Raw genomic sequence first — 24,206 nt, forward strand, 5'->3', positions numbered from 1 at the left:
TGAACATGTACAGCGCAAATGGCACTCAGGCCTATGCAAAAATTGGTGTGGAAAGCTCCGTAATGAGCGCCAACCAACAGCAACTGATTACGCTGCTGTTTGACGGCGCGATCAGTGCACTGATCCGTGCTCGCCTGTTTATGCAGGATGGCAATATTCAGGGAAAAGGTAATTCGATTTCCAAAGCGATTAACATCATCGAAAGTGGACTGAAGCAGGGTCTGGATGAGCAGTCAGGCGATGACCTCACCGACAATCTGTTAGGTCTTTATGCCTATATGGTTCGCCGTTTGATTCAGGCGAATCTGCGTAATGATGTTGAAGCTCTCGAAGAAGTAGAAGGCCTTCTGCGTAACATCGCGGATGCCTGGAAAGAAGTCGCACAACCTCAACACCTTCAGGACGCCGTTTAATGAATAACGCACCGCAACTGATAAACGTTTACCAACAGCTACTCGATCTCAGCCATGGAATGCTGCGCCTGGCCGCAGACGGCGAATGGGATGACCTGATTATTAAGGAAGTGGATTACGTCAGTGCGGTGCAAACGTTGGCCCGCTCGACTGAGGCCTCGCCACCGTCCAACTCTATGCAAGAACAACTGCGCCCGGTACTGCGCCATATCCTGGACAATGAGAGTGAAGTCAGACGTCTACTACAGGCGCGCATGGACGAACTGTCGCAGTTGATTGGTCAATCCACGATGCAAAAGTCGGTGATGAGTGCTTACGGCAAGCAAGGAAATGTGTATCTGCCGCAGAATTAATGCGCGGCGGGCTGAATGAGAAACGGGTGAGCTGATGCTCACCCGTTTTTTTATGCTTTGCTTACGGCATCACTTCTGCGCAGGGACCGACACTGGCTCCATAATCTGCGGCTGAATATCCTGAATCACCGCCTCTTTTGGACGCTTCGCCACCTGCTCCAGCGCCTGCTGGCACTCAACGGTGGGTTGATCGACCTTGCGCATGCGCAAGCCGTCATAACGCAGTTCACCGTTCTCCAGCGTTATCGGCATGACGCGCACCTGACGCGTCACGTTGACCCACTCATCGCTCAGGCGGGTTAACTTGCCCGGCTTAGCAATCACGCGCTGCCACTGGCGGCAGTCCAGTGTGTCGCCTTCTGCACCAATGATCAGGCTGCCCATTGCCTGGCCACTGATCAACTTGCTCTGCGGTCCGACAGTTTGCCAGTTACCTTGCAATTCCACTGGTGCCGGGGTTTTTACCGCTTCATCGTAATTGCTGATTTGCGCACATCCGCTCAAGCCCAGCGCGGCCAATACCATCCACTTTTTCATTCCTGGTCCCTACACTCGCCTCAATGGCGGCTACGTTATAATTTTTCGCGTAAGTTACGCAAGGAATCTCGGTGAAAACCCGGCTGAGCCTGACAATACGGCTCGCGCACGTTACACTAGCGCGCAAGTCGATAAGCAGGAAATTCGCATGAAAACCCCAGAAGAGTATTACGCCCAGGCACGCACGATGTTTATTGCCGCGCACGCTGATTTTCAAGCCGCGCTGGATGAACTGACCGAGAGCGACGCACGCGCGGCCAACTTGTCACTGCGCCAACTGCGCGAGTGGCACGCTGAGCGCATTTATGCGGCATTCTTACGCCAGAAAAAGCTGGATGGCATGCTGTTTTCCATCCAACTGGCAGAGCCTGATAAAGCGGTTGCTGCTGAAGCCATTGAAACTTACCTGAAATCACATGCGGAAGCGCTCGGCATGACGTGGGAAGAGTTTTGCATCAAGAACGAACTTTAAGCGCAGCGGCCCTAAAAATATATCTCAAGCACACCTCCAACCACACAAATCGGCAAGGAAAAAGTTGTACAAGTCAGCAGAAGTTGTATAACTTGTATCTGACGGCTTCGGTCGTAGATTGTCCTTGAACGAAGGTGCTGTTGCGCCGCCTCTGGAGGAGTTGCTGGATTTCCCCTCCAGAGGTAGTATTTTTTGGTTACCCCTCGCGCTCAATCCCTTTCACTTCCACATAACTTGCCACCGCCAACAGACGATTAATGTGCGTCAGAAGCAGATCCACATCGGACTGTAAAAATTGCTGCCCGGCACGCGATGCGGTCAAAATGGCATCCTGCACAGTGTCGCTAATGGTTAAGTTGTTATCCTGCTTCGCCTGAATCAATAAGGCCGCAATCAATAATGACTGAGCCTCAACCTGCGCCACCAACTCTTTTGCTTCCGTATCCATTTTTGCCATTTTCAACAAAATATCGATCACCAGTTGACGCATGTTTACCCCCTAAATAAGCCAATTCCCTGTTTAACGCTGTTGAGTATCAGTGTAAATCCCGCCAACCACATCTCAGAAAGAAAAATATTACGCCTCACAGGGCTTCGAGCCTTGCCACTGTTTTTATTTACAGTAATATGACGCACCCTCATTAAAGAATGGACTGCCCTGATGTTTGTGGAGCTGATTTACGATAAGCGCAACGTCGCCGGTTTACCGGGCGCACGTGAGATGATATTGCAGGAATTGGAGAAGCGCGTGCAACGCGTATTTCCCGAGATCGAGGTACGCGTCAAGCCAATGGAGCGAAACGCCATTGATACCGATCTGAGTAAGAATGATAAAGCGACGGTGGCACGTATTGTCGAAGAGATGTTCGATGAAGCCGAGATGTGGCTGGTGGCCGATTAAGCCACCAGCGCGAGGGAACTTAGCCTTCTTGCTCGCTGTGATTGATGGCGATCTCTAAATCCTGAATCGCCAGCTCAATATCATCTAACAGCTGTCCCTGCTTGTTGAGCAGCGTGTCAAAACGTCCCGCATACTCTTTGTCTTTGTACTCGCCTGCATCAAATGCCAACCAGTGGCTGGATAGCGTCTCAGTATTAGTCTGCGCATAGTGACGCATCTCTTTTAACTGGGAGGTGACATCACGCAGGTAGTCAGTTTTGGTTTTGATTGCCTCTGTATCACTCATGCTATCTTCCTTTTCGCTAATTAAACCCGTTTAAATAACGTCTGAATGATTAAAGTTAGTAGAAAATAGCGAGACCGCATTAAGAATAATCGGAAGATGAAAAGGCGACCCGAAGGCCGCCACAGAATTAAAGATACTTGCGCGCGAGGGCAATCAGCTCATCCTTTGCCGCCGCACCTAGCTTCTCAACCCCATTTTCAACAAAGTTAAATGCCTGAGTAAAGTCCTTCACGCTGGCGTTGATGTCCTGACTGACAGCATCCGTAATGACTCCTGCTACAGGCTGCTCAGCCAGATTGCCGACGGTAGAAGCCGATGAAGGCCCGGCGCTGGCAGAACCGTTTGCTAGCGGATCCGGCGTGGCCAACTGCTGAGTGAGATCCGTTGCATCCGCTACGGCCGCTGCAGGTTGTGCCTCGCTGCCAGCATTCACTGCTGGCGTTGAGGTGTCTGGGACAGCTGCACTGTCTTCAGCGGGAAGTGTGGCGTCAGCTGCTGGAAAACTATTCACCGCGGGCGTAGAAGCATCCGACGCTGGCACGCTACTCACGGCTGCTGTTGAGACGTCCTGTGCTGGTTCACTATCCACGTTTGTCGTTGAAGCATCCGTTGCAGGCACGCTGCTTAACACTGGTGCTATGGCGTCCTGCCCTGGCGCGTTACTCACGGCTGAGGTTGAGCCATCTGCCGCTGATGCACTGCTCTCCGCCTTCCCCGCCACCTCATTAGCAAAACTCTCTAACGGTGACAGCGTGCTGGCATCCGGTGTTGCAGTTGTTGCACTATTTTCGATTACAGTTTGGTCGCTCATAATTTTCTCCTTCTTGCTTAATAAAGACCGCAATCGGCCGAAGCCAACTGCAATCCGCTCGGTAATACTCATCATGGCCTCCTTAATGCGTCGATTCGGGCGGCGCGTCCTCCCCCACAACCTGCTTCACTTTGTCCGCCGTTTTGTTCGCGGTGCGATCGGGCAAGCCGTCGAGTTTTTTCTGCAACGTCACTAACTGGCTGGTCAGTTCGGCCACCCGCGCCTCCCTCCGGTCCGAAATCGCACGGTACTGCTGGCGAATGTCTTCCACCCGGCGATTGGCGCTGTTATTCACGAACACGAACATAATTGTCATCGCCACACACAGCAGCGACAGCATCAGTAGCAGGCCGCCTAGCAGTAGCTGGCGCCGGTGGCCTCGCACTGAAAACTCACTGTTTATCTGCACCATCGCGACTCTCCTCTAAGGTGGTGATCAGTTGATTGATCTGACTGCGGAATTTATCGCTATGATCAGATTCCGTGGTGGCTAACAGAATGCCCAACGCGTTCTTTATCAGCCGTAGATCGGTCTCCAGCGAAGAGATGCGCCGCAGGTTTTTGTCGTGGCGAATACGCAGGTCATCATTCTCCTGGCGCATCAGCGCATGGCTCTCTTTGAGAAGCATCACCTGCTCTTTATAGCTGGTGATGATCTCGCCGCCGGCGCGATTGCTGGTGACGATGGCCGCGATGCCTGCCATTAAGGGTTTCCAGAACACAGCTGCCGCACCGCCACCGAGAAGCAGCGCACCGACGCTGGTCACCAAACTACTTTCCATGCCTCACCTCTCTTTACTGGCAAGGGATCCACCTGAGGAACATGTTGCCCGCCCTTGCCAGTGATGCGGCCAACATCAGAATTTAAGTTTACTTTAATTAATGAATTTAAGTATACTTAAGTAAAACACAGAGGAGTTGTCAAGATGATGAAAAAAGAATCTGTGGGTGAGCGCATCCGCAGCCGTCGTAAAAACCTGAAGCTGACACAGCAAGGGGTGGCAAGCGGCATTGGCGTGTCACACGTTGCTGTTTCACAATGGGAAAAGGACGAGACCCTTCCGCGTGGCGAGAATCTGTTAAGGCTGGCAGAACTGCTGCAATGTACTGCCGCATGGATTATTGATGGTGAGGGCGAGGTGTTTACCACCCCGTCTAAAGTCAGTGACGTCAGCGCCCTGCCGTTGATCACTCTGACACAAGCGGCAGCATGGATGCAGGAGCAGCGCTTATTGATTCAGCAGCAGGCAACCCGCTTTCTCTATAGCGATAGCAAACTGAGTGAATCGGCGTTGGCGATCACTCTGGATGATGCCGCGATGCAACCTGACTACCGACCCGGCGATACGCTGATTTTCGACCCAGCGGTTGCGCCGCAACCGGGTGATGTGGTGTTGGCGCACATCAATAGCGAGGTTCTGGTACGTATTTATCGCCTGATGACTGAACAGCACGACGAACAAATTTTCTCGTTACGACCGTTGAATGAGGATTTTCCTGTGCAGACATCGTCTGAGAAAAAGATTGAATTAATCGGAACTATGATGGAAATGCGCCGCTATCGCGTCAGGTAACAGAATGCAAAAAACCCGCCTATGAGCGGGTCAAAACAAGCAAAACTACGGCAATTATTACAAAACGTCGGTCAGATGATCGACGACAACCCTCCCGTGCACATCCTTCTGCGTAATGCGATAGTTAACGCAATATGAGCGGCGATTGCAGAGCTTGTCGAACAGCGTCACGCTGCCTTTTTGCTTGCCGTCTACGCTAACAATATGCCATTCAGTGACATCTTCCTGACCGCGGTTGTTGAGTCTTAATACGCTCTGTTCAACTAAACGGTCGCTATCATCAATCTTTAAATAGTCGCGTAACATTATGCTCACCTCTGGTTAACGAGGGCCAAGATACGCTTTTTATTTATCCATTCAATCGAAATTATTTATCGTAGATACTCCCCCAGTGCAATTAATTAACAATTCGATTTGACGCCCTTTCGCTAGCCGTTTCGGTTAGCTCATAAATTGGAAAATAGTTTACGGTTCGAGTCTATATTGGTGGACAGCCCCCGCCCCAAGCCTGCTACTGTAGGCCCCACAATAAAAAGCTGTCCGGACAATCGCTATGCTTACCACCATCATTTATCGCAGCCACCTCCATGACCATGTTCCTATCAAGACACTCGAAGACATGGTGAAAAAAGCGAATAACAAAAACAGCTCGCACGATGTCACAGGCATTCTGCTTTTTGATGGACTGCACTTCTTCCAGCTACTTGAAGGGCCACGCGAAGCCGTACAGGGTATTTATGATCGCATCTGCCAGGACGCCCGCCACCACAATCTGGTGGAGTTAATGCATGACTTTGCTCCCGCTCGCCGCTTCGGCAAAGTTGGGATGGAGCTGTTTGATTTACGCGAGCATGATAAATCCATGGTGCTACAAGCCGTGTTAGACAAAGGCACCTCGCGCTATCAGCTGACCTACGATGATCGCGCATTGCAATTCCTGCGCACCTTTGTAATCGCTCGTGATAAAGAAAACTACTTTGAAATCCCCGCAGCCAGCACCTGGGAATTCATTGCGGATGAGCCCTCTCGTACCCTTCAGGATGAAGTCATTGACTCACTGAAAGAGTGCCACTTTGCCTTTCAGCCGATTATCGATCCGTTTGCACGCCGCGTGGCGTCATATGAGGCGTTAATCCGCACCCCGAATGGCGGTTCACCTGACGAGTACTTTTCTGCCTTTGGTGGCGAGGCTGTTTATCAAGCGGATATTCAGTCTAAAAAGCTGGCGTTCGAACTGGCGAAAAAGTTAGGTATTGGCGAACACAGTATCTCCATTAACCTGCTGCCAATGTCTTTGGTCACGGTTCCTGATGCGGTGGAGTTTCTGCTGACGCAGATTGAAGCCAATGGTTTGGTACCCGAGCAGGTGATTGTTGAAGTCACTGAAAATGAGATCATCTCGCGCACCGATGAGTTTGCGGCACAGGTGCGTAAACTGAAATCGGCGGGTATCAGTCTGGCATTGGATGATTTCGGCGCGGGCTTTGCTGGCCTGTCACTATTATCCAAATTCCAGCCGGACAAAATTAAGATTGATCGTGAGTTGATCAGCGATGTGCACAAAAGCGGTCCTAAACAGGCCATTTTGCATGCCATCATTAAGTGCTGTAACTCGCTGGAAATTGCGGTCATCGCCGAAGGCGTGGAGAAAGCGGAAGAGTGGATGTGGCTGGAAGCCGCGGGCATTAGCCAGTTCCAGGGATATTTGTTCGCCCGTCCGCAGTTAAACGGCTTCCCGGCCATCGCCTGGCCGGAAATTAAGTCCTGAGCCCCAGAAATGACAAAAACCGCCCATCAGCCGGCGGTTTTTTAATTTAAAGCGGGAAATAACCCGGTGGTAATAATCGATCGCTGATGACCTGGTAATTCATTAACTTAAAAGAGCTTAACGTGATGGGCACGGCAACGCAGGGACGATACCAGCCAAACTGCTTTATATATCGCCAGACTTCTGGTGGATTATCTTTATCTCTAACCCAGTAATAACCTTCTTTCATTCTTACACGCTTCTTGTCGCTGCAGCCCTTACTCAACACTCCTCAACGCCTCGCGTGATGCGCATGTTGCACACCGAGTTCCCTGCTCTGAAGAATGCTTTCCTGACTGGCACACTCTATCATACCGAAGGCGTATTTGATCAGTAAGTTATTGTTTTATTTAGCGCTTCGCTTATCGACGCCGATATTAACGGCGTAAAAAAAGCCGCATTTGCGGCTTACTCAGGCATCAATAATAGGTGACATCTATGGTGCCGTACTGCCTATCCGTCACTTGCCCTGCGGCGTCGGTGGTTACGGTGTCGCAACGGAAAGGGACATCATTCTTATATTGGCACTGGGTGGTGACCGTCTTGCTCTGCTCGTTTCTTTGCACCGTCGTGACCACGTCGGATATCTTTTTCGCGTCCGTATCATGTTTGGCACTGGCGCGTGAAACTTCCTCATCGCCCTTCTTAATACTTAACAGCGTCATATCACCGACGTTATTGTAGGTCAGATGGAATTTAACATCAGAGGCGGGAGAGGAGATTTGATCGACCCAACCCTGTTCGTTATAGCCAATATCCACCGTCATGGTGGGCGTGACTTTTTTTAATAGCGCGCACTGCTTATTCAGCGTGACGACCACATCCTGGCCGTTCTCAGTGCCAGTCAGTTTATCACCTTCCCGCGTCACTTCGGTGATCTCTCCGGCTTTATCGATCGATTTCACATGGGAAATACAGCCTTGCCCATCGAACGCGATATCGACATCAAAGATTGGCGTGTCATCGGCGCTAAACAGGCGCTGATGAGTGCTTTTGACTTTGCCGGGAATGGCTTCGAACTGATAGAGGTAAGCGTAATTTTTCATCTGCGGTGCAAAGTCCGCATTTTTATTATCACAGCCGGATAGCAAGATCGTTGCCATCAGCAGCAGCAGGGTGGGCTTCACGTGAGAATCCTCTTCTCGATATACGCTGTGTGTCAGGCCAGCATCATGCCGCTGTTACTGAAAAAGATAAATGCTTTCCCGCCTGACACCGCAACAATCTGTGCCGCTACTACACCTGCATATTCATGATATCGGTGTACGCCGAGACCAGTTTGTTACGCACCTGAATCCCCATTTGCATGGAAATGGAGGATTTCTGCAGATCGACCATCACATCGTTTAACTGGATGCCCGGTTTGCCCATTTCAAAATCCTGCGCCTGGGTGCGAGCCGCGGTTTGCGTGTCGCTGATCTTATCCAGTGCGGCTTTCATGGTGGCACCAAAATCTACCTGATTGGTTGACTCGGCCTGCTTGCCGCTGGCCTGTAACGACGTTAACTGCAGCTGCTGCAACACACCATCAATTGCCTGAATCGACATTGCCTGTACCTCATTAAAGAAGGGTTTAAATTTTCACGCTGCAAAAGTTAACACACTGTCAATAGGACAAAGGCGCTAAATAAACGTAAAAAACCCAGCTTATCCAGCCATCGAAGTGACCCGATTCATCAATAATGCCAGCCATAAGATTGGAATTTCATTTTTCATTTGGCCCCCAAAATAGTTCGCGCTGTAGCAAGGCGGCAAGTTCGCGAATCCCCAGGAGCTTACTCGAGTAAGTGACTGGGGTGAACGAACGCAGCCAACGCAGCTACAACGCGAAATATGATGGGGGAAGTCAGGGAGTCTGTTTTGTCACCACAACTTACCCGGTCAATTATGTCAGGCAGGAATCGGTCATGAATGCGAGTGCAGCCGCCACACAAGATACCGCAAAGAAAGGTCTGAATGACCTTCTGGCCCGCCTGCGCGCCAATCCGCGAATTCCTATCATTGTTGCTGCCGCTGCCGCTATCGCAGTGGTTTTTGCATTGGTGCTGTGGGCTAAAGCCCCTGACTATCGCGTCCTTTATAACAACCTCTCCGATGAGGATGGCGGTGCGATTGTCACCCAACTGACGCAAATGAACATTCCTTACCAGTTCGCCGAAAACGGCGGTGCCTTGATGGTGCCTGCCGATAAGGTACATGAACTGCGTCTGCGCCTGGCGCAACAGGGGCTGCCGAAAGGTGGCTCTGTTGGCTTTGAGCTGATGGACAAAGAGAAGTTCGGCATCAGCCAGTTCAGCGAGCAGATCAACTACCAGCGTGCGCTGGAAGGTGAGCTGGCCCGCACCATTGAAACGCTCGGCCCGGTCAAGAGCGCGCGCGTGCATCTGGCGATGCCAAAGCCCACGCTGTTCGTGCGTGAGCAGAAAGCGCCTTCGGCCTCCGTGACATTGAACCTGCAACCGGGTCGTGCATTAGATGAAGGCCAGATTCAGGCCATTCAGCATATGGTGTCGAGCAGCGTCGCCGGTCTGCCGCCAGGCAACGTGACCGTGGTGGATCAGGCCGGTCGCCTGCTGACCCGTTCTGACAGCGAAGGTCGTGACCTGAATGATGCACAGCTGAAGTACGCGTCAGAAGTGGAAGCGCGTTACCAGCAACGTATCGAAGCCATCCTGAATCCGATCGTTGGCCAGGGCAATGTGCATGCGCAGGTGACAGCGCAGATCAACTTTGACCGCAGCGAACAAACTGACGAGAAGTACAAACCGAACGCCGATCCGAACAGCACGGCGATTCGCTCGCGTCAGACCAATACTAACCAGCAGAACGGTAGCCCTTACCCAGGCGGCGTGCCGGGTGCGTTGTCGAATCAACCTGCCCCTGCGAATACTGCGCCGGTTACCAATCCGCAGCAGCAAAATGCCAACGGTCAGAATGCCAATGGTCAGAATGCTAATGGCCAGAACAACGCGGCAAACAACAACGGCACCACCACCAGCACGCAGCAAAGCAGCGGCCCGAGCAGTTCAAGCCGTAACGACACCGTGAACTACGAGCTGGACCGCACCATTCGCCACACCAAGGTGAACGTCGGCGATGTGCAGCGTCTGTCAGTGGCCGTGGTGGTGAACTACCGTGATGACGGCAAAGGCAAAGCCGTTGCACTGAACGATCAGCAGATCAAACAGATTGAAGACCTGACCCGTGAAGCGATGGGCTACTCGCAGAATCGTGGCGACAGCATCAACGTGGTTAACTCGCAGTTCAACATGACTGAGCCGTCTGGCGGTGACCTGCCGTTCTGGCAATCGCAAGCCTTCTTCGACATGTTGATGAGCGGTGGTCGCTGGCTGCTGGTGGCGCTGGTTGCCTTCATCCTGTATCGCAAACTGGTTCGTCCGCAGCTGATGCGTAAGAAAGCGCAGGAGCAGGCAGCAGCAGAGGCGGCGGCAGCACGTGCAGAAGCACTGGAATCTGAAGAAGCCTACAGTGTGCAGCTCAGTAAAGATGAGTTGGATCAAGAGCGTAAATCGAATAACCGCATGAGCGCCGAGGTGATGAGCCAGCGCATCCGCGATATGTCTGAAAACGATCCGCGCGTTGTGGCGCTGGTTATCCGCGAATGGATGAGTAAAGAACTATGAGTCTGACCGGTACTGAAAAAAGCGCCATTCTGATGATGACCATTGGCGAAGAGCGTGCGGCCGAGGTGTTCAAACATCTCAACCAGCGTGAAGTGCAGCACCTGAGCGCCGCGATGGCGGGGATGCGTCAGGTGTCGCACAAGCAACTGACCGAAGTGCTGCGCGAGTTTGAAGCGGATGCCGAGCAGTTTGCGGCGCTGAGCCTCAACTCCAACGACTACCTGCGTTCGGTGCTGATCAAAGCGCTGGGCGAGGAGCGTGCCTCCAGCCTGCTGGAAGATATTCTCGAGAAAAACGAGACCACCAGCGGCATGGAAACGCTCAACTTTATGGAACCGCAGGCAGCGGCCGATCTTATCCGCGACGAACATCCGCAGATTATCGCCACCATCCTGGTGCACCTCAAACGTGGCCAGGCCGCAGATATTCTGGCGCTGTTCGACGAACGCCTGCGTCACGACGTGATGCTGCGTATTGCCACCTTCGGCGGTGTCCAGCCAGCGGCGCTGGCAGAACTGACCGAGGTACTGAACGGTCTGCTGGATGGTACCAACCTCAAGCGTGCGAAGATGGGCGGCGTGAGAACCGCAGCCGAAATCATCAACCTGATGAAAACGCAGCAGGAAGAGGCGGTTATCGAAGCGGTACGCGACTTCGACGGCGAGCTGGCACAGAAGATCATCGACGAGATGTTCCTGTTCGAAAACCTGGTGGAAGTGGACGATCGCAGCATCCAGCGCCTGCTGCAGGAAGTGGAGTCCGAGCAGTTGCTGGTTGCACTGAAAGGTGCCGAACAGCCGCTGCGCGAGAAGTTCCTCAAGAACATGTCAGCGCGTGCAGCCGATATCCTGCGCGACGATCTGGCCAACCGTGGCCCGGTGCGTATGTCGGCCGTGGAGAACGAACAGAAAGCGATCCTGCTGGTGGTCCGTCGCCTGGCAGAATCCGGCGAAATGGTAATTGGTGGTGGCGAGGAAACTTATGTCTGATTCCTTTTCCGCCCGTGCGTGGCAGCGCTGGCAGCCTGATGATTTAGGCAGCACCTTCAAAGTGGCAGAAGAACCGCCGCAGGAAGAGCCGGCTGTGGATGTCGAAATGAGTGCCGAAGCTGAGCAACAGCAGATGCTGGAGCGCATGCAGCAGCAGATGCGCAAAGATGCACAGACGCAAGGCTACAGCGAAGGCTATCAAAAGGGTTTTGCCGAGTCGCAGCAGAACGGTTACGACGCCGGTTTCCAGCAGGGACTGGCCGATGCCCAACAGCAGCAGGCACCCTTGCAGGCGCGTATGCAGCAGTTAGTGACTGAGTTCCATCACACGCTGGAAGCGCTGGATAGCGTCATCGCCTCACGTCTGATGCAGCTGGCGCTGGAAGCAGCGCGCACGGTGATTGGCCAGGCCACACAAGTGGATGGCACCGCCCTGCTGCGCCAGATTCAGCAACTGATTCAGCAAGAACCGATGTTCAGCGGCAAACCGCAGCTGCGCGTGCATCCTGATGATTTACAGCGCATTGAGCAGACACTGGGCCCGACGCTGGATCTGCACGGCTGGAAACTGCTCGCCGATAACTCACTGCATCCCGGCGGCTGTAAACTCAGCGCCGAAGATGGTGATCTCGATGCCAGCGTGGCAACCCGCTGGCAGGAACTGTGCCGTCTGGCCGCACCGGGGACCTTGTAATGACCTCGTCGCGTCTTTCCCGCTGGCTTGGCGCACTCGATGCATTCGAGGATCGTATTTCGCAGGTGCAGACCGTGCGCCGCTATGGTCGTCTGACCCGCGCCACCGGTTTAGTACTGGAAGCCACCGGACTGCAACTGCCGCTCGGTGCGACCTGCATCATCGAACGTCACGACGGCAACAACATCACTGAAGTTGAAAGCGAAGTGGTGGGTTTCAACGGTCAGAAACTGTTGATGATGCCACTGGAAGAAGTGGACGGCATTTTGCCAGGTGCGCGCGTTTATGCCCGTTTTAGCGGTGACAACGCACAAGGCGGTAAACAACTGCTACTTGGGCCAGAACTGCTCGGCCGCGTGCTGGATGGCGCAGGCAAACCGCTGGATGGTTTACCTGCTCCGGACACCGGCTATCGCGCGCCGTTGATCACCGCACCGTTCAACCCACTGCAACGTACGCCAATCCACGATGTGCTGGATACCGGCGTCCGGGCGATCAACGCCCTGCTTACCGTTGGGCGCGGTCAGCGTATGGGCCTGTTTGCGGGTTCCGGCGTCGGTAAGTCGGTGCTGCTTGGCATGATGGCACGTTACACCAAAGCCGATGTGATTGTGGTTGGCCTGATCGGTGAACGTGGCCGTGAAGTTAAGGAATTCATTGAGAACATCCTCGGCGCTGAGGGTCGTGCGCGCTCGGTGGTGATCGCCGCACCAGCTGACGTTTCACCGCTGCTGCGTATGCAGGGTGCCGCGTATGCCACACGCATCGCGGAAGATTTCCGCGATCGCGGCCAGCACGTGCTGCTGATCATGGACTCCCTCACCCGCTACGCCATGGCGCAGCGTGAGATCGCCCTGGCGATTGGTGAGCCACCGGCCACCAAAGGTTATCCGCCTTCCGTGTTCGCGAAGCTCCCCGCCCTGGTGGAACGCGCCGGGAACGGCACCCACGGCGGCGGTTCGATTACGGCGTTCTATACCGTGCTTACCGAAGGTGACGATCAGCAAGACCCGATTGCCGACTCGGCGCGCGCCATTCTTGATGGTCACATTGTCTTGTCGCGCCGTCTGGCCGAAGCCGGTCACTATCCGGCGATTGATATTGAAGCCTCAATCAGCCGTGCGATGACCGCGTTAATTGATGACAACCACTACGCGCGCGTGCGTCAGTTCAAACAACTGCTCTCCAGTTTCCAGCGCAACCGCGATCTGGTGAGTGTAGGCGCGTATGCCGCTGGAAGCGATCCGATGCTCGATAAAGCCATCAAGCTTTACCCTGAGATGGAAGCCTTCCTGCAACAGGGTATTTTCGAACGCAGCGACTATGACGACGCCAGTCTGCACCTGCAGGCCATGTTCGGCTAGCGCGAACCCAAGCGAGGTAAGCCATGAAAACTGCCAGTGCAATCGATAAGCTGCGCGATATGGCGGAGCAGGATCTGGAACAGGCCGTGATTCATTTAGGTGACATGCGCCGTGGCGTAAAGCAGGCAGATGAGCAGCTCACCATGCTGCTCGACTATCAGGATGAGTACCGCAATAAGCTCAACACCGATATGTCAGGCGGTATTTCCAGCCTGCGCTGGACCAACTATCACCAGTTTATCCAGACGCTGGAAAAAGCCATTGAACAGCATCGGCAACAGTTGAATCAGTGGAATCAACGTTTGGATCAGGCGCTGAGCAGCTGGCAAGAAAAGCATAAGCGATTGAATGCTTATCAAACGCTGATCACTCGGGCTGCCGAAAACGCATTACGACAAGAAAACCGTCTCGATCAGAAACGGATGGATGAATTTGCCCAACGGGCCGCTATGAGGAGAGGCGAATGATTACGCTGCCAACTATGGTTACGCAAACCTCTAAAGTCAGCGATGCAGACAGTGCTGTTGCATCGGACAATTTACTGGGTACAGATGCGCTGCCACAGGGTTTTATCACTGAACTGGGTAACCGCTTACTGACACTGGCTCAGCAACAAGGTGTTAACACGCAATCGACTGATCTGACAGCAGAAGTCGATGAAAAAGGCGTCACAAAAGCGTCATTAAGCGCGTTATTGCAGGCACTGGACAAACCAGAGGCGTTAAACGCACTTTTACAACCGGAAAACACTAAAGCCACGCTGAAATCAGCCGATGATAAAGATAAGTCTGAAGCAAGTTCGTTAAGTGCCAGCGACTTACAGAATGTTCAGGCACTGTTCGCGATGTTACCGGTTGCGGTTGAGGCGCGAAACAGTCAGAGCGCCGTCAGCGCCAGCACGGATAAATCATCTGCCGACGCAAGGACTACGCTAAACGGATCATTGTTAAGCCGAACACTGCAGAGCGCCGTGAAAGATGAACAAGAGGCACAGTCCGACAGTACGCCTCATAAGAAATCCAGCGATGTGCTGAGCGGTGTTAGCCGAGATACCAGTACGACGCCAGCCAGTAGCAGTGCCGCTGCCGCCAGCACCACGGCCAGCAACAGTAACAGCGCGCTGTCACTGGATGAAAGCTTTAAGCAGGTGCTGAGCACGCTCAGCAAACCGGAAGAACATCGTAATACTCAGAGCGACACGGTAACAGCATTAACCAGCGCCCCGGTCAGCAGCAGTAGCACACTGACCAACAGTACGGCGACGACCAGCACCACTCCGTCGACGCCGATGCTGAATGCCCAACTCGGCAGCAATGAGTGGCAGCAGGCGTTAAGCCAGCAAATCGTGATGTTTAGTCGCAACGGTCAGCAAAATGCCGAATTGCGCTTACATCCCGAAGATTTGGGTGCAATCCAGATCAACCTGACCCTCGACAAGGATCAGGCGCAGTTAAGCATGGTTTCCAGCCACAGCCAAGTGAGGGCCGCGCTGGAAGCGGCTCTTCCTCAGCTGCGTTCAGCGCTGGCGGAGAGCGGTATTAACCTGGGACAGAGTAATGTCAGCAGCGACGCCTTCGCACAAAGCCAGAATTATCAGGGCCAGCAGGAAGGACGCCGTGATGGCCAGTACGGCAGCTTTACCCTCTCCCAGGACAGTGAAAACGAGATAACGCCTATTGCCGTCCCGGCAGCCCTCCAGGCGCGCGCGACAGGTAACGGCGCTGTCGATATCTTTGCCTGACAGCGGCTAAACGCTGAAGGTAAGCGTAAAACCCGCGTCTTTTCTTCCCATTGTTTGACTTAAGACGCGGGATAATCTGTCCAGGCGAGCCGAGAGGCTTGCCCATAATTCACAGGAAGTAACTGCAAACATGTCTGATAACGCGAAAGCTAAAGGCCGCAAACGTTCACTACTAATACCGGTGTTACTGATTGTAACGCTGGCCGCTTGCAGCGTGGCAGGCTATGCAGTCTGGCGAATGATGAATAAACACGGGGATGACAAACCGGAAGCGGCGAAAGTTGAGCCACCGGCCGCCCCTGTATTTTTTGCAATGGATACGTTTACGGTTAACCTGGTCAATCCTGACAACGATCCCGACCGTGTGTTGTACGTAGGATTTACCCTGCGTCTGCCCGATGAGGATACCCGTCGTCGGTTGAATGATTACCTGCCTGAGGTGCGCAGCCGTTTATTGCTGCTGCTCTCACGTCAAAGTGCCGCTCAGCTTGCCACCGAACAAGGTAAGCAGGCCCTGGTTGAGCAGATCAAACAGGCATTGGCGCCACCGCTGGTAAAAACGCAACCGCCACAGGTGGTCAGTGACGTGCTGTTTACCGCCTTCATTTTGAGGTGATTTAATGGGCGATAGCATTCTCTCCCAGGCTGAGATTGACGCGCTGCTTAATGGCGACAGTGACAGCGCGGAAGTAGAGAACAGTTCCAAAGGGACCGATGGCGATATCCGTCCCTATGATCCCAATACCCAGCGTCGCGTGGTGCGCGAGCGTCTGCAGGCGCTGGAGATCATTAACGAGCGTTTTGCCCGTCATTTTCGTATGGCGCTGTTTAACCTGCTGCGCCGTAGCCCGGATATCAGTGTCGGTGCGATCAAGATTCAGCCTTACCATGAGTTTGCCCGCAATTTACCGGTGCCAACCAACCTGAACCTGATCCACCTGAAACCGCTGCGCGGTACTGCGCTGGTGGTATTTTCACCGAGTCTGGTGTTTATCGCCGTAGATAACCTGTTTGGTGGTGATGGCCGTTTCCCGACCAAAGTGGAAGGCCGTGAGTTTACCCATACCGAGCAACGCGTCATCCGCCGCATGCTGAAGCTGGCGCTGGATGGTTACAGCGATGCCTGGAAAGCGATTTACCCGCTGGATGTTGAGTACGTCCGTTCGGAAATGCAGGTGAAATTTACCAACATCACCACTTCACCGAACGATATCGTCGTCAACACTCCGTTCCAGGTAGAGATTGGTAACCTGGTGGGTGAATTTAATATCTGTATTCCGTTTTCAATGATTGAGCCGCTGCGCGAGCTGCTGGTCAATCCACCACTGGAAAACTCCCGTCAGGAAGATACGCACTGGCGCGACAATCTGGTGAAACAGGTGCAGCACTCGGAGCTGGAGCTGATTGCCCACTTCGCGGAAACATCCATGCGCCTGTCACGTATTTTGCAATTGAAACCTGGTGACGTCCTGCCCATTGAGAAGCCGGACCGCATCATTGCTCACGTCGATGGCGTACCCGTGCTGACCAGCCAATATGGCACCATGAATGGCCAGTACGCGCTGCGTGTTGAACACCTGATTAACCCGATTTTGAATTCGCTGAACGAGGAACAGCCCGATGAGTGACAGCAAAAAACCGTCCGATGATATTTCTGCGGACGACCTGTGGGCTGAGGCAATGAACGAGCAGGCAACCACCAGCACGCCTGATCCAACAGAGAACGTTTTCAAATCGTTTGAGAGCAACGGCGCCAGTGGCTCGCTGCAAGACATCGATCTGATTATGGATATTCCGGTCAAACTCACCGTGGAACTGGGTCGCACCAAGATGACCATCAAAGAACTGTTGCGCCTGACGCAGGGTTCCGTGGTGGCATTGGATGGCCTGGCGGGTGAACCCCTGGATATTCTGATCAACGGCTACCTGATTGCGCAGGGCGAAGTCGTGGTCGTGAACGACAAATATGGCGTGCGTATCACCGACATTATTACGCCATCTGAACGTATGCGTCGTCTGAGCCGTTAAGCATGTTAAAGAACGCGCAAATTGGCCAGCCTGTTCATAGCCAGCCGGTGGTCTCTACCGGTTCGGTGATTGGACAAGTCAGCAGCGTGCTGGCAGTGATTGTTCTGCTGATTCTGGCCTGTGGCTGGCTGGCAAAACGCCTTGGCTTTGCGCCCAAAACCGTTAACACTCAGGCGCTAAAAATCAGCGCCAGCGTGCAGGTGGGTCGTCAGGAGCGGGTAGTGATTGTTGATACCGCCGATGCGCGTTTAGTGCTGGGCGTCACCGCCCAGCAAATTACCCATCTGCATTCACTGCCGCCGCTGCCACCTGAAGAGTTGGTGAGCAAAACCGTGGCGCCGCAGGATTTTCGTCAGCTGTTGCAGAACCTGGTTAAACGTCCCGGAAAACCCCAATGATGCGTCGATTGCTTCCCCTTTTGCCACTGCTGTTGCTGGCACCGGTTGCCCATGCGCAATTGCCAGGACTGGTCAGCCAGCCTCTGGCGAATGGCGGCCAGAGCTGGTCACTGCCGGTGCAGACGCTGGTGTTTATCACCTCGCTGACCTTTATTCCGGCCATTTTGCTGATGATGACCAGCTTCACGCGCATCATCATTGTTTTTGGCTTGCTGCGTAACGCCTTAGGCACGCCTTCTGCGCCACCCAATCAGGTTTTGCTTGGCCTTGCGCTGTTTTTAACCTTCTTTATTATGGCGCCGACCTTCGACAAGATTTACAGCGATGCCTATTTGCCGTTCAGCCAGGACAAAATCAGCATGGATGTAGCGATCGACAAAGGCGCTCAGCCGCTGCGTGAGTTTATGCTGCGCCAAACACGTGAAGCCGATTTAGCGCTGTTTGCTCGTCTTGCCAACACCGCGCCGATTCAAGGCCCGGAAGCCGTGCCGATGCGCATTTTGCTGCCGGCTTACGTCACCAGTGAACTGAAAACCGCTTTCCAGATTGGCTTTACTGTATTTATCCCGTTCCTGATCATCGACCTGGTGGTTGCCAGCGTGTTGATGGCGTTGGGGATGATGATGGTGCCGCCGGCGACCATTTCTCTGCCATTCAAGCTGATGTTATTTGTGTTGGTGGATGGCTGGCAGCTGCTGGTGGGTTCACTGGCACAAAGTTTCTACTCCTAGCGGCGCAGAGAAAAGTCGATGGCAACTCTCAATCCGGTCGGCCTCACAGCCGCAGCATATAACGCCAGGAGCGCAGCATGACACCCGAATCGGTTATGGTCATCGGCCAGGAAGCAATGCGAATTGCCCTGATGCTCGCCGCCCCGCTGTTGCTGGCGGCACTGGTCAGCGGTCTGATCATCAGTCTGTTACAGGCGGCCACGCAGGTCAACGAACAGACACTCTCCTTTATTCCTAAGATCCTTGCCGTTGCCGCCACCGCGGTGATTGCCGGTCCGTGGATGCTGAACCTGATACTGGATTACATGCGTAATCTGTTGACCAACTTGCCTTATATCATCGGCTGATGATTAATCTCGATAGCAGCCAGCTGGTCCATTGGGTCGCGCAATTTTTCTGGCCGATGGTGCGTTTGCTGGCACTCTTCGCCAGTGCGCCGGTGCTGAGTGAGAAATCCATTCCCAAGCGCGTGAAAGTGGGCCTCGCAGTTTTGACGACCTGGATCGTCATTCCTGTTTTGCCCCCGGTTGAAGTCACGTTATTTACCCCCGCCGGTTTTTGGATCCTGTTACAGCAATTATTGATTGGTGTAGGGATTGGCCTGACGATGCAACTGGCGTTTGCCGCGGTGCGTATGGCCGGTGAAGTCGTGGGTTTACAGATGGGCTTATCCTTTGCCACCTTCTTTGATCCTGGCAGCCGCCTTAACATGCCGGTGCTGGCGCGTTTTCTCGATATGCTGGCGATGCTGCTGTTTCTGACCTTCAACGGACACCTGTGGCTGATTTCGCTGCTGGTGGACAGTTTTCATACCCTGCCGATTAACGATCAACCCCTCAACGCCAATGCTTTTATGGCGCTGGTGAAGTCCGCCGGGTTAATTTTCCTTAATGGGATGATGTTAGCGCTACCCTTAATTGTTTTATTGCTCACGCTAAACATGGCACTAGGTTTGTTAAACCGTGTTTCACCACAACTGTCGGTTTTCGCGATTGGCTTTCCGATTACCTTAACGGTGGGGATCCTCAGCCTGGGTATGATGATGCCGCTGCTCGCCCCCTTCTGCGAACATCTCTTCGGCGAAGTCTTTGATTTACTCGCGCAGTTTGTCTCAGAACTCTCCCGCGCACGATAATTAACGATTCTGTAGAAGTTCTTATGCGATAGTTAAGTATTCAAAATCAATCTGCGCATTTTTCGAACCATATTTCTCAGAAATCAACTGAGGTTATTCTGATAAATGCGCATTTCAGGTGAAAATTATTCTTATTAAACGGCGCTTCGCGTATTTTAGTCAGACGATTCCTAAGGCGATAAACCTTGTGAATTGGTTGAATAAATGCTCAAAGGGCTGTTTTTAAACAAAAAAAATTTTACAGCGATTTTTCTTGTCTAAATCCCTTTTTTCCGGCATTGTCAACACTCGCTGAAACGTCACACTTTCGCGATTCAAATGTTTTTAAGAATTGTCCTATCAGATTTGTCTGTGACTTGCGCGATAGTGACAGGGCTCTCAAAAACAGAGCGAATTACACACTTAATGCAAACTCCCGGCGATTCCCACTATCGCGGGGACAAGAGTGACGTGGAAGTAACACAAAAAACTTCGCAGAAGGGTTCAGGGATAGAGTCATGATGGCGCACGGATATCATTCGCCAATCTGCCGAGCAGAATAAAAAAGTGTCTTTGGAAATCTCTCTCGTACCGCAAACGCGTATTCATCGTTGATTTAAACGGATAACAAATTGGTGAGGGTCGCTATAATGCCAACGATTATTATGGATTCATGTAACTACACACGCCTGGGATTATCAGACTATATGTCGGCCAAAGGAGTTAAAAAGAAAAATATTACTCCGGTCTCTGATATTGAACAATTGCAACAAAGATGTGAACAGCTTAAACCTGGTGTCGTCTTTATTAATGAAGAATGTTTTATTCATGAAGCTGATTCCAGCGATCGTATTCGCGCCATTATTATGCAGCATCCAGATACGCTATTTTTTATCTTTATGGCGATCTCGAACATCCATTTTGAGGAATACCTCTACGTTCGTAAGAACTTGATTATTACATCAAAATCGGTGAAAACTTCGACTCTGGACTCACTGCTTGGCACTTACCTGCAAAAGAAACTCAGCGCAACCCCGCGTATTTCAGCAGGCCTGGATATTCACCCACTGACATTAAGTCAGACTGAGTCAAATATGCTGAAAATGTGGATGTCAGGTCATGACACCATTCAAATTTCAGACAAGATGCAAATTAAAGCCAAAACGGTATCGTCACACAAAGGTAATATAAAACGCAAAATTAAGACACATAATAAACAGGTTATTTATCATGTGGTGCGACTGACCGATAACGTGACCTCCGGTATTTATGTCAACGTGCGATAGTCCTGCATGTGAACAGTTTGAGTAAATAGCCGTAGCCGACAAAGGGCCAATCCGCAGATTGGCCCTTTGTCGTTTTGCCTGGATCTGCGAGCCAGGTCTCACTTCGCCCCCTAATCCTTTGGCCTGAACTGCCGATGCTTGTTCTCAGAACACCTACCCAAAATGAGAGCAAGGATATGAAAACAGCATCGATTGATGAGCAATATAAGCTCAGCATCTGGCAGAACCTGCGCCTGATGCCTCTTTTCAGCATGATCTTTGGTGGCATTCTGCTACTTTTTGCCCTGTGTATCGGCCTCGCCAGCTATTTTTTAATCCAGAGTAATAATTCCCTCAACGATGCGACGGATGAAATTCAAATCCGTATGGGCATCTCTAATAGCTCGAACCATCTGCGTACCGCTCGCCTGAACGTGCTGCAATCCGGCGCCGCAGCCCGTATTGGGGAAATGGACGGCTATCGTGCCGATCTGGCACGCACCGAGACACGCATCAAGCAAGCGCGTGACGGTTTTAAAATCTATATGGACCGTAAGGCGAAAACGCCAGAAGATATCGCGCTGGATGCGCCACTCACCGCGTCATTTAATGACTATATCGATAAGGGATTAAAGCCGATGATTGAGTCGGCTAAGCAAGGCAGCTTCGAAGGGATCGTGGCGCAGGAAACCGACGTGACACGCAAGTTGGATGATGCGTATAACGCGGTATTACTGAAAGCGATAAAAATTCGTACTGACCGTGCCGAAGCGATCAACGCGGAAGCAGCGCACCAGTCCCGCGTCGGCTTTATTGCCATGGCTGTGGCCTTTGCTGCTGCACTGCTATTGGTGCTCCTCACCTTCGTCTTCCTGCGCCGTGTAGTGATCAGTCCACTGCGTCAGTCGGTTGAGCGCATCGGGCGCATTGCTCAGGGCGATCTGACCGCACCGGAACAAGCGTATGGCCGTAGCGAGATCGGCAGCCTGTTGCATAATCTGCAACTGATGCAGGCCGCACTGGTGCGTACCGTCGGCACCGTCCGCGAAGGCGCGGTTGCGATCTATCAAGGATCAAGCGAGATTTCCGCCGGTAACACCGATTTGTCCTCACGCACTGAAGAGCAGGCTTCTGCGCTGGAGCAAACTGCTGCCAGCATGGAACAGCTCACCGCGACCGTGAAGCAAAATGCGGAGAACGCCCACCATGCCAGTCAACTGGCTGCGGATGCTTCCGGTAAAGCCCGTAGCGGTGGCGAGTTGGTGCATGGCGTAGTGAAAACCATGAACAATATCTCTGGCAGCTCGAAGAAAATTGCTGAGATCACCAACGTCATTAACAGTATCGCCTTCCAGACCAATATCCTGGCGCTGAACGCGGCGGTAGAAGCAGCGCGTGCTGGTGAGCAAGGGCGTGGTTTCGCTGTCGTGGCGAGCGAAGTGCGCAATCTGGCCCAGCGCAGTGCCCAGGCCGCGAAAGAGATTGAATCGCTGATTGCCGAGTCGGTTGACCTGATTAATAACGGTTCACATCAGGTAGGTGAAGCCGGCTCGACCATGGGTGAGATCGTCGAGGCGGTGCGTCGTGTAACCGATATTATGTCGGAAATTGCCGCCGCCTCCGATGAGCAGAGCCGTGGCATTCAGCAGGTGAGCCTGGCGGTTACCGAGATGGACAACGTGACCCAGCAGAACGCCTCGCTGGTGGAAGAAGCCTCTTCAGCGGCAGCCTCGCTGGAAGATCAGGCGGGTCGTCTGACGCAGGCCGTTGCGGCATTTAAACTTAACGATTCGCCCGCATCGCGGGTGATGGCGCCTTCATCAGCCACCCTGAAGTCCCCTACGCTGACACCGCGTCCAGCATTGGCAGCGGCGAACAGCAATGACAACTGGGAAACGTTCTAAACCCTCTCGCCGATATTGATGGCAGGGGGTGATACGCATCAGGTGCACCTTATGTGCACCTGATTTTTTTACGCAGTCTTAAGCTTCCTCGTAGGGCTCAACAAATACCCCTTCCGCATGGTCGCTTTCATTAAAGAACCAAATCCCCAGCGGATAATCCTCCAGCGCCACCAGATACATGGTCCCTTCGTTAAAGCCTTCAACTGCCAGTACCGTACCCACGCGACGTGGGCCGCCATCGGTTTTTACCGTTACGCGGTCATTCACCTGCATTGATTACTCTCCAGATATTGTCCTGAATACAGTGTAACGGAAGAAAATGGCGGCTGCCTGATCCGGATCAGCGTCGGGCGATTACCCACACGGCATGCACAATGCCCGGGATATACCCGCACAACGTGAGCAGGATATTCAGCCAGAAGGCGCCGCCAAAGCCCACCTGCAGAAATACACCCAGCGGTGGCAGTAAAATCGCAATTACAATTCGAATAAAATCCATACTAACTCCCTGATATCACTTATTTATCGTCAAGCTCTAAGCATAGCCGCTGATTCGATTAATGAGATGACAGGTGGGTAAAGTTCTGTCAGAACGCGGCTTTTCACTTTCTTAACAGTACGCAGAGAGACTTCTGACGCGGGCAGCCCGTACACTTCTTCGTACTGCACCAACCCCAAAGGCGCAGTCAACCTAAAAGTAACAAGGATTTTTGCCCGCGCAGCGCGGGCTTTTTTTTGCCTGAAATCCGCCCTTTCCTGCCCATTCTCCCCGTTGTCTATACTGATAAAGAATCTCATCGCCTCTGGGAGGCCGACTATGACAACCGCAAAAGAGTACAGTGACAACGTGCAGCGCGAAGTGAACATTGACGTTGAAGCATTGCTGGAAGCGATTCAGAAGAAAACCTCAGGCGAGGTTAAAGAGTTCATGGAAGCGGAACACGCTCACCGGGTGAAAGTGAATGGTGAAGCCTATGACTCTTATATCGAACTGGCTGAGGCATTTGAACTCGATATCCGTGACTTCTCGATCACTGAAGTTAACCGTTGAAATCGATTTCAAAAAAAAATACCCGGCGGGATGGCCGGGTAAAATAATTCAGTAAATTCGTTACACTAGGAAATTCTTAACACCTGACTCAGACTACGCTTTAGTCAACACAAGACAAGTCCCAATCTT

At 52.7% G+C, this 24,206-nt stretch carries 34 protein-coding genes; 22 read left to right on the forward strand and 12 right to left on the reverse strand.

Annotation, left to right across the window (positions count from 1 at the left end; genetic code table 11):
- The first annotated feature begins 5 nt into the window (after positions 1-5).
- Complete coding sequence (gene fliS, locus IAE30_RS20425; RefSeq protein WP_038646375.1) at positions 6-413, forward strand: flagellar export chaperone FliS; 408 nt, start codon at positions 6-8, stop codon at positions 411-413.
- Positions 413-766, forward strand: coding sequence for a flagella biosynthesis regulatory protein FliT (gene fliT, locus IAE30_RS20430; protein ID WP_038646372.1), 354 nt, complete (start codon positions 413-415; stop codon positions 764-766). Before fliS ends, fliT begins: the two co-directional genes overlap by 1 nt.
- A 69-nt stretch (positions 767-835) precedes the next feature.
- Here fliT and yedD read toward each other — a convergent pair whose 3' ends face one another.
- Positions 836-1,303: a lipoprotein YedD gene (yedD, locus tag IAE30_RS20435; RefSeq protein WP_038646369.1), complete on the reverse strand. Its 468-nt coding sequence runs from the start codon at positions 1,301-1,303 to the stop codon at positions 836-838.
- Positions 1,304-1,451: 148 nt separating this feature from the next.
- Between yedD and IAE30_RS20440 the strand changes: the two genes are divergently transcribed.
- Positions 1,452-1,775 (forward strand): DUF6388 family protein, encoded by a 324-nt coding sequence (locus IAE30_RS20440; RefSeq protein ID WP_200680851.1) that lies wholly within the window; start codon positions 1,452-1,454, stop codon positions 1,773-1,775.
- A gap of 196 nt (positions 1,776-1,971) precedes the next feature.
- Here the strand turns inward: IAE30_RS20440 and iraP are convergent, their stop codons facing one another.
- On the reverse strand, positions 1,972-2,265 hold the full coding sequence (gene iraP / locus IAE30_RS20445) for an anti-adapter protein IraP (RefSeq protein ID WP_058959875.1): 294 nt from the start codon (positions 2,263-2,265) through the stop codon (positions 1,972-1,974).
- A gap of 171 nt (positions 2,266-2,436) precedes the next feature.
- Here iraP and IAE30_RS20450 point away from each other — a divergent pair, with 171 nt between their 5' ends.
- A complete protein-coding gene (locus tag IAE30_RS20450; protein ID WP_038646364.1) occupies positions 2,437-2,676 on the forward strand; it encodes a DinI-like family protein in 240 nt (79 codons plus the stop codon).
- Between the two features lie 19 nt (positions 2,677-2,695).
- Here IAE30_RS20450 and IAE30_RS20455 read toward each other — a convergent pair whose 3' ends face one another.
- The 4 genes from IAE30_RS20455 to IAE30_RS20470 form a co-directional block, all read right to left on the reverse strand.
- Positions 2,696-2,962 carry a hypothetical protein gene (locus IAE30_RS20455; RefSeq protein ID WP_038646362.1) on the reverse strand — a complete coding sequence of 89 codons (267 nt, stop codon included), beginning with the start codon at positions 2,960-2,962 and terminating at the stop codon, positions 2,696-2,698.
- Between the two features lie 127 nt (positions 2,963-3,089).
- Complete coding sequence (locus IAE30_RS20460; RefSeq protein WP_200680852.1) at positions 3,090-3,773, reverse strand: hypothetical protein; 684 nt, start codon at positions 3,771-3,773, stop codon at positions 3,090-3,092.
- 82 nt (positions 3,774-3,855) lie between these two features.
- Positions 3,856-4,158, reverse strand: a complete 303-nt coding sequence (locus IAE30_RS20465; RefSeq protein ID WP_370585628.1) for a hypothetical protein — start codon at positions 4,156-4,158, stop codon at positions 3,856-3,858.
- A gap of 7 nt (positions 4,159-4,165) precedes the next feature.
- Positions 4,166-4,555 (reverse strand): hypothetical protein, encoded by a 390-nt coding sequence (locus IAE30_RS20470; protein WP_034824400.1) that lies wholly within the window; start codon positions 4,553-4,555, stop codon positions 4,166-4,168.
- Positions 4,556-4,699: 144 nt separating this feature from the next.
- Between IAE30_RS20470 and IAE30_RS20475 the strand changes: the two genes are divergently transcribed.
- Positions 4,700-5,347, forward strand: a complete 648-nt coding sequence (locus IAE30_RS20475) for a helix-turn-helix domain-containing protein (protein ID WP_052059387.1) — start codon at positions 4,700-4,702, stop codon at positions 5,345-5,347.
- Positions 5,348-5,404: 57 nt separating this feature from the next.
- On the opposite strand, the gene IAE30_RS20480 is transcribed toward IAE30_RS20475, so the two are convergent.
- Positions 5,405-5,653 carry a hypothetical protein gene (locus IAE30_RS20480; RefSeq protein ID WP_038646357.1) on the reverse strand — a complete coding sequence of 83 codons (249 nt, stop codon included), beginning with the start codon at positions 5,651-5,653 and terminating at the stop codon, positions 5,405-5,407.
- 247 nt (positions 5,654-5,900) lie between these two features.
- Between IAE30_RS20480 and IAE30_RS20485 the strand changes: the two genes are divergently transcribed.
- Positions 5,901-7,115, forward strand: coding sequence for a diguanylate phosphodiesterase (locus IAE30_RS20485; protein ID WP_200680853.1), 1,215 nt, complete (start codon positions 5,901-5,903; stop codon positions 7,113-7,115).
- 46 nt (positions 7,116-7,161) lie between these two features.
- Here IAE30_RS20485 and IAE30_RS20490 read toward each other — a convergent pair whose 3' ends face one another.
- The 3 genes from IAE30_RS20490 to fliE form a co-directional block, all read right to left on the reverse strand.
- Positions 7,162-7,344: a hypothetical protein gene (locus IAE30_RS20490; RefSeq protein ID WP_045815127.1), complete on the reverse strand. Its 183-nt coding sequence runs from the start codon at positions 7,342-7,344 to the stop codon at positions 7,162-7,164.
- A gap of 229 nt (positions 7,345-7,573) precedes the next feature.
- A complete protein-coding gene (locus IAE30_RS20495) occupies positions 7,574-8,281 on the reverse strand; it encodes a YnfC family lipoprotein (RefSeq protein ID WP_038646352.1) in 708 nt (235 codons plus the stop codon).
- A gap of 109 nt (positions 8,282-8,390) precedes the next feature.
- Positions 8,391-8,702 (reverse strand): flagellar hook-basal body complex protein FliE, encoded by a 312-nt coding sequence (gene fliE, locus IAE30_RS20500; RefSeq protein WP_034824419.1) that lies wholly within the window; start codon positions 8,700-8,702, stop codon positions 8,391-8,393.
- Between the two features lie 359 nt (positions 8,703-9,061).
- Here fliE and fliF point away from each other — a divergent pair, with 359 nt between their 5' ends.
- The 15 genes from fliF (at position 9,062) to IAE30_RS20575 (ending at position 23,026) form a co-directional block, all read left to right on the forward strand.
- The gene (gene fliF / locus IAE30_RS20505; protein WP_200680854.1) at positions 9,062-10,798 is read left to right on the forward strand and encodes a flagellar basal-body MS-ring/collar protein FliF; all 1,737 of its coding nucleotides are present in this window, start codon (positions 9,062-9,064) and stop codon (positions 10,796-10,798) included.
- Positions 10,795-11,787, forward strand: coding sequence for a flagellar motor switch protein FliG (gene fliG / locus IAE30_RS20510; RefSeq protein WP_038646347.1), 993 nt, complete (start codon positions 10,795-10,797; stop codon positions 11,785-11,787). Before fliF ends, fliG begins: the two co-directional genes overlap by 4 nt.
- The gene (gene fliH, locus IAE30_RS20515) at positions 11,780-12,481 is read left to right on the forward strand and encodes a flagellar assembly protein FliH (RefSeq protein WP_200680855.1); all 702 of its coding nucleotides are present in this window, start codon (positions 11,780-11,782) and stop codon (positions 12,479-12,481) included. The genes fliG and fliH overlap by 8 nt, the downstream gene beginning before the upstream one ends.
- Positions 12,481-13,845 carry a flagellar protein export ATPase FliI gene (fliI, locus tag IAE30_RS20520; protein WP_038646341.1) on the forward strand — a complete coding sequence of 455 codons (1,365 nt, stop codon included), beginning with the start codon at positions 12,481-12,483 and terminating at the stop codon, positions 13,843-13,845. Before fliH ends, fliI begins: the two co-directional genes overlap by 1 nt.
- A 23-nt stretch (positions 13,846-13,868) precedes the next feature.
- Entirely contained in the window at positions 13,869-14,312 is a 444-nt protein-coding gene (gene fliJ, locus IAE30_RS20525) for a flagellar export protein FliJ (protein WP_038646338.1), read from the forward strand.
- Positions 14,309-15,586 carry a flagellar hook-length control protein FliK gene (locus tag IAE30_RS20530; protein WP_200680856.1) on the forward strand — a complete coding sequence of 426 codons (1,278 nt, stop codon included), beginning with the start codon at positions 14,309-14,311 and terminating at the stop codon, positions 15,584-15,586. Before fliJ ends, IAE30_RS20530 begins: the two co-directional genes overlap by 4 nt.
- 130 nt (positions 15,587-15,716) lie before the next feature.
- Complete coding sequence (gene fliL, locus IAE30_RS20535) at positions 15,717-16,202, forward strand: flagellar basal body-associated protein FliL (RefSeq protein WP_034824439.1); 486 nt, start codon at positions 15,717-15,719, stop codon at positions 16,200-16,202.
- Positions 16,203-16,206: 4 nt separating this feature from the next.
- Positions 16,207-17,214, forward strand: a complete 1,008-nt coding sequence (fliM, locus tag IAE30_RS20540) for a flagellar motor switch protein FliM (protein ID WP_034824442.1) — start codon at positions 16,207-16,209, stop codon at positions 17,212-17,214.
- Positions 17,207-17,614: a flagellar motor switch protein FliN gene (fliN, locus tag IAE30_RS20545; RefSeq protein ID WP_034824445.1), complete on the forward strand. Its 408-nt coding sequence runs from the start codon at positions 17,207-17,209 to the stop codon at positions 17,612-17,614. Before fliM ends, fliN begins: the two co-directional genes overlap by 8 nt.
- Positions 17,615-17,616: 2 nt before the next feature.
- Positions 17,617-18,012, forward strand: coding sequence for a flagellar biosynthetic protein FliO (gene fliO, locus IAE30_RS20550; RefSeq protein WP_038646335.1), 396 nt, complete (start codon positions 17,617-17,619; stop codon positions 18,010-18,012).
- Positions 18,012-18,743, forward strand: coding sequence for a flagellar type III secretion system pore protein FliP (gene fliP / locus IAE30_RS20555; RefSeq protein WP_034825234.1), 732 nt, complete (start codon positions 18,012-18,014; stop codon positions 18,741-18,743). Before fliO ends, fliP begins: the two co-directional genes overlap by 1 nt.
- A gap of 77 nt (positions 18,744-18,820) precedes the next feature.
- Positions 18,821-19,090 (forward strand): flagellar biosynthesis protein FliQ, encoded by a 270-nt coding sequence (gene fliQ / locus IAE30_RS20560; protein WP_034824451.1) that lies wholly within the window; start codon positions 18,821-18,823, stop codon positions 19,088-19,090.
- Complete coding sequence (gene fliR / locus IAE30_RS20565; protein WP_160832785.1) at positions 19,090-19,878, forward strand: flagellar biosynthetic protein FliR; 789 nt, start codon at positions 19,090-19,092, stop codon at positions 19,876-19,878. Before fliQ ends, fliR begins: the two co-directional genes overlap by 1 nt.
- A 629-nt stretch (positions 19,879-20,507) precedes the next feature.
- The gene (gene rcsA / locus IAE30_RS20570; protein WP_038646331.1) at positions 20,508-21,143 is read left to right on the forward strand and encodes a transcriptional regulator RcsA; all 636 of its coding nucleotides are present in this window, start codon (positions 20,508-20,510) and stop codon (positions 21,141-21,143) included.
- A gap of 176 nt (positions 21,144-21,319) precedes the next feature.
- Positions 21,320-23,026: a methyl-accepting chemotaxis protein gene (locus IAE30_RS20575; protein WP_045815134.1), complete on the forward strand. Its 1,707-nt coding sequence runs from the start codon at positions 21,320-21,322 to the stop codon at positions 23,024-23,026.
- Between the two features lie 78 nt (positions 23,027-23,104).
- Here the strand turns inward: IAE30_RS20575 and dsrB are convergent, their stop codons facing one another.
- Together dsrB and IAE30_RS20585 are read right to left on the reverse strand one after the other, a co-directional pair.
- A complete protein-coding gene (dsrB, locus tag IAE30_RS20580; RefSeq protein WP_034824463.1) occupies positions 23,105-23,299 on the reverse strand; it encodes a protein DsrB in 195 nt (64 codons plus the stop codon).
- Between the two features lie 67 nt (positions 23,300-23,366).
- Complete coding sequence (locus tag IAE30_RS20585; RefSeq protein ID WP_034824466.1) at positions 23,367-23,525, reverse strand: YqaE/Pmp3 family membrane protein; 159 nt, start codon at positions 23,523-23,525, stop codon at positions 23,367-23,369.
- A 318-nt stretch (positions 23,526-23,843) separates the two neighbouring features.
- On the opposite strand from IAE30_RS20585, the gene yodD reads away from it, so the two are divergent.
- A complete protein-coding gene (gene yodD / locus IAE30_RS20590; protein ID WP_038646324.1) occupies positions 23,844-24,077 on the forward strand; it encodes a YodD family peroxide/acid resistance protein in 234 nt (77 codons plus the stop codon).
- Positions 24,078-24,206: the final 129 nt, after the last annotated feature.

The sequence above is a fragment of the Pantoea sp. S61 genome (genome assembly GCF_016625145.1).
GTDB classification, from domain to species: Bacteria; Pseudomonadota; Gammaproteobacteria; order Enterobacterales; family Enterobacteriaceae; genus Pantoea; species Pantoea rwandensis_B.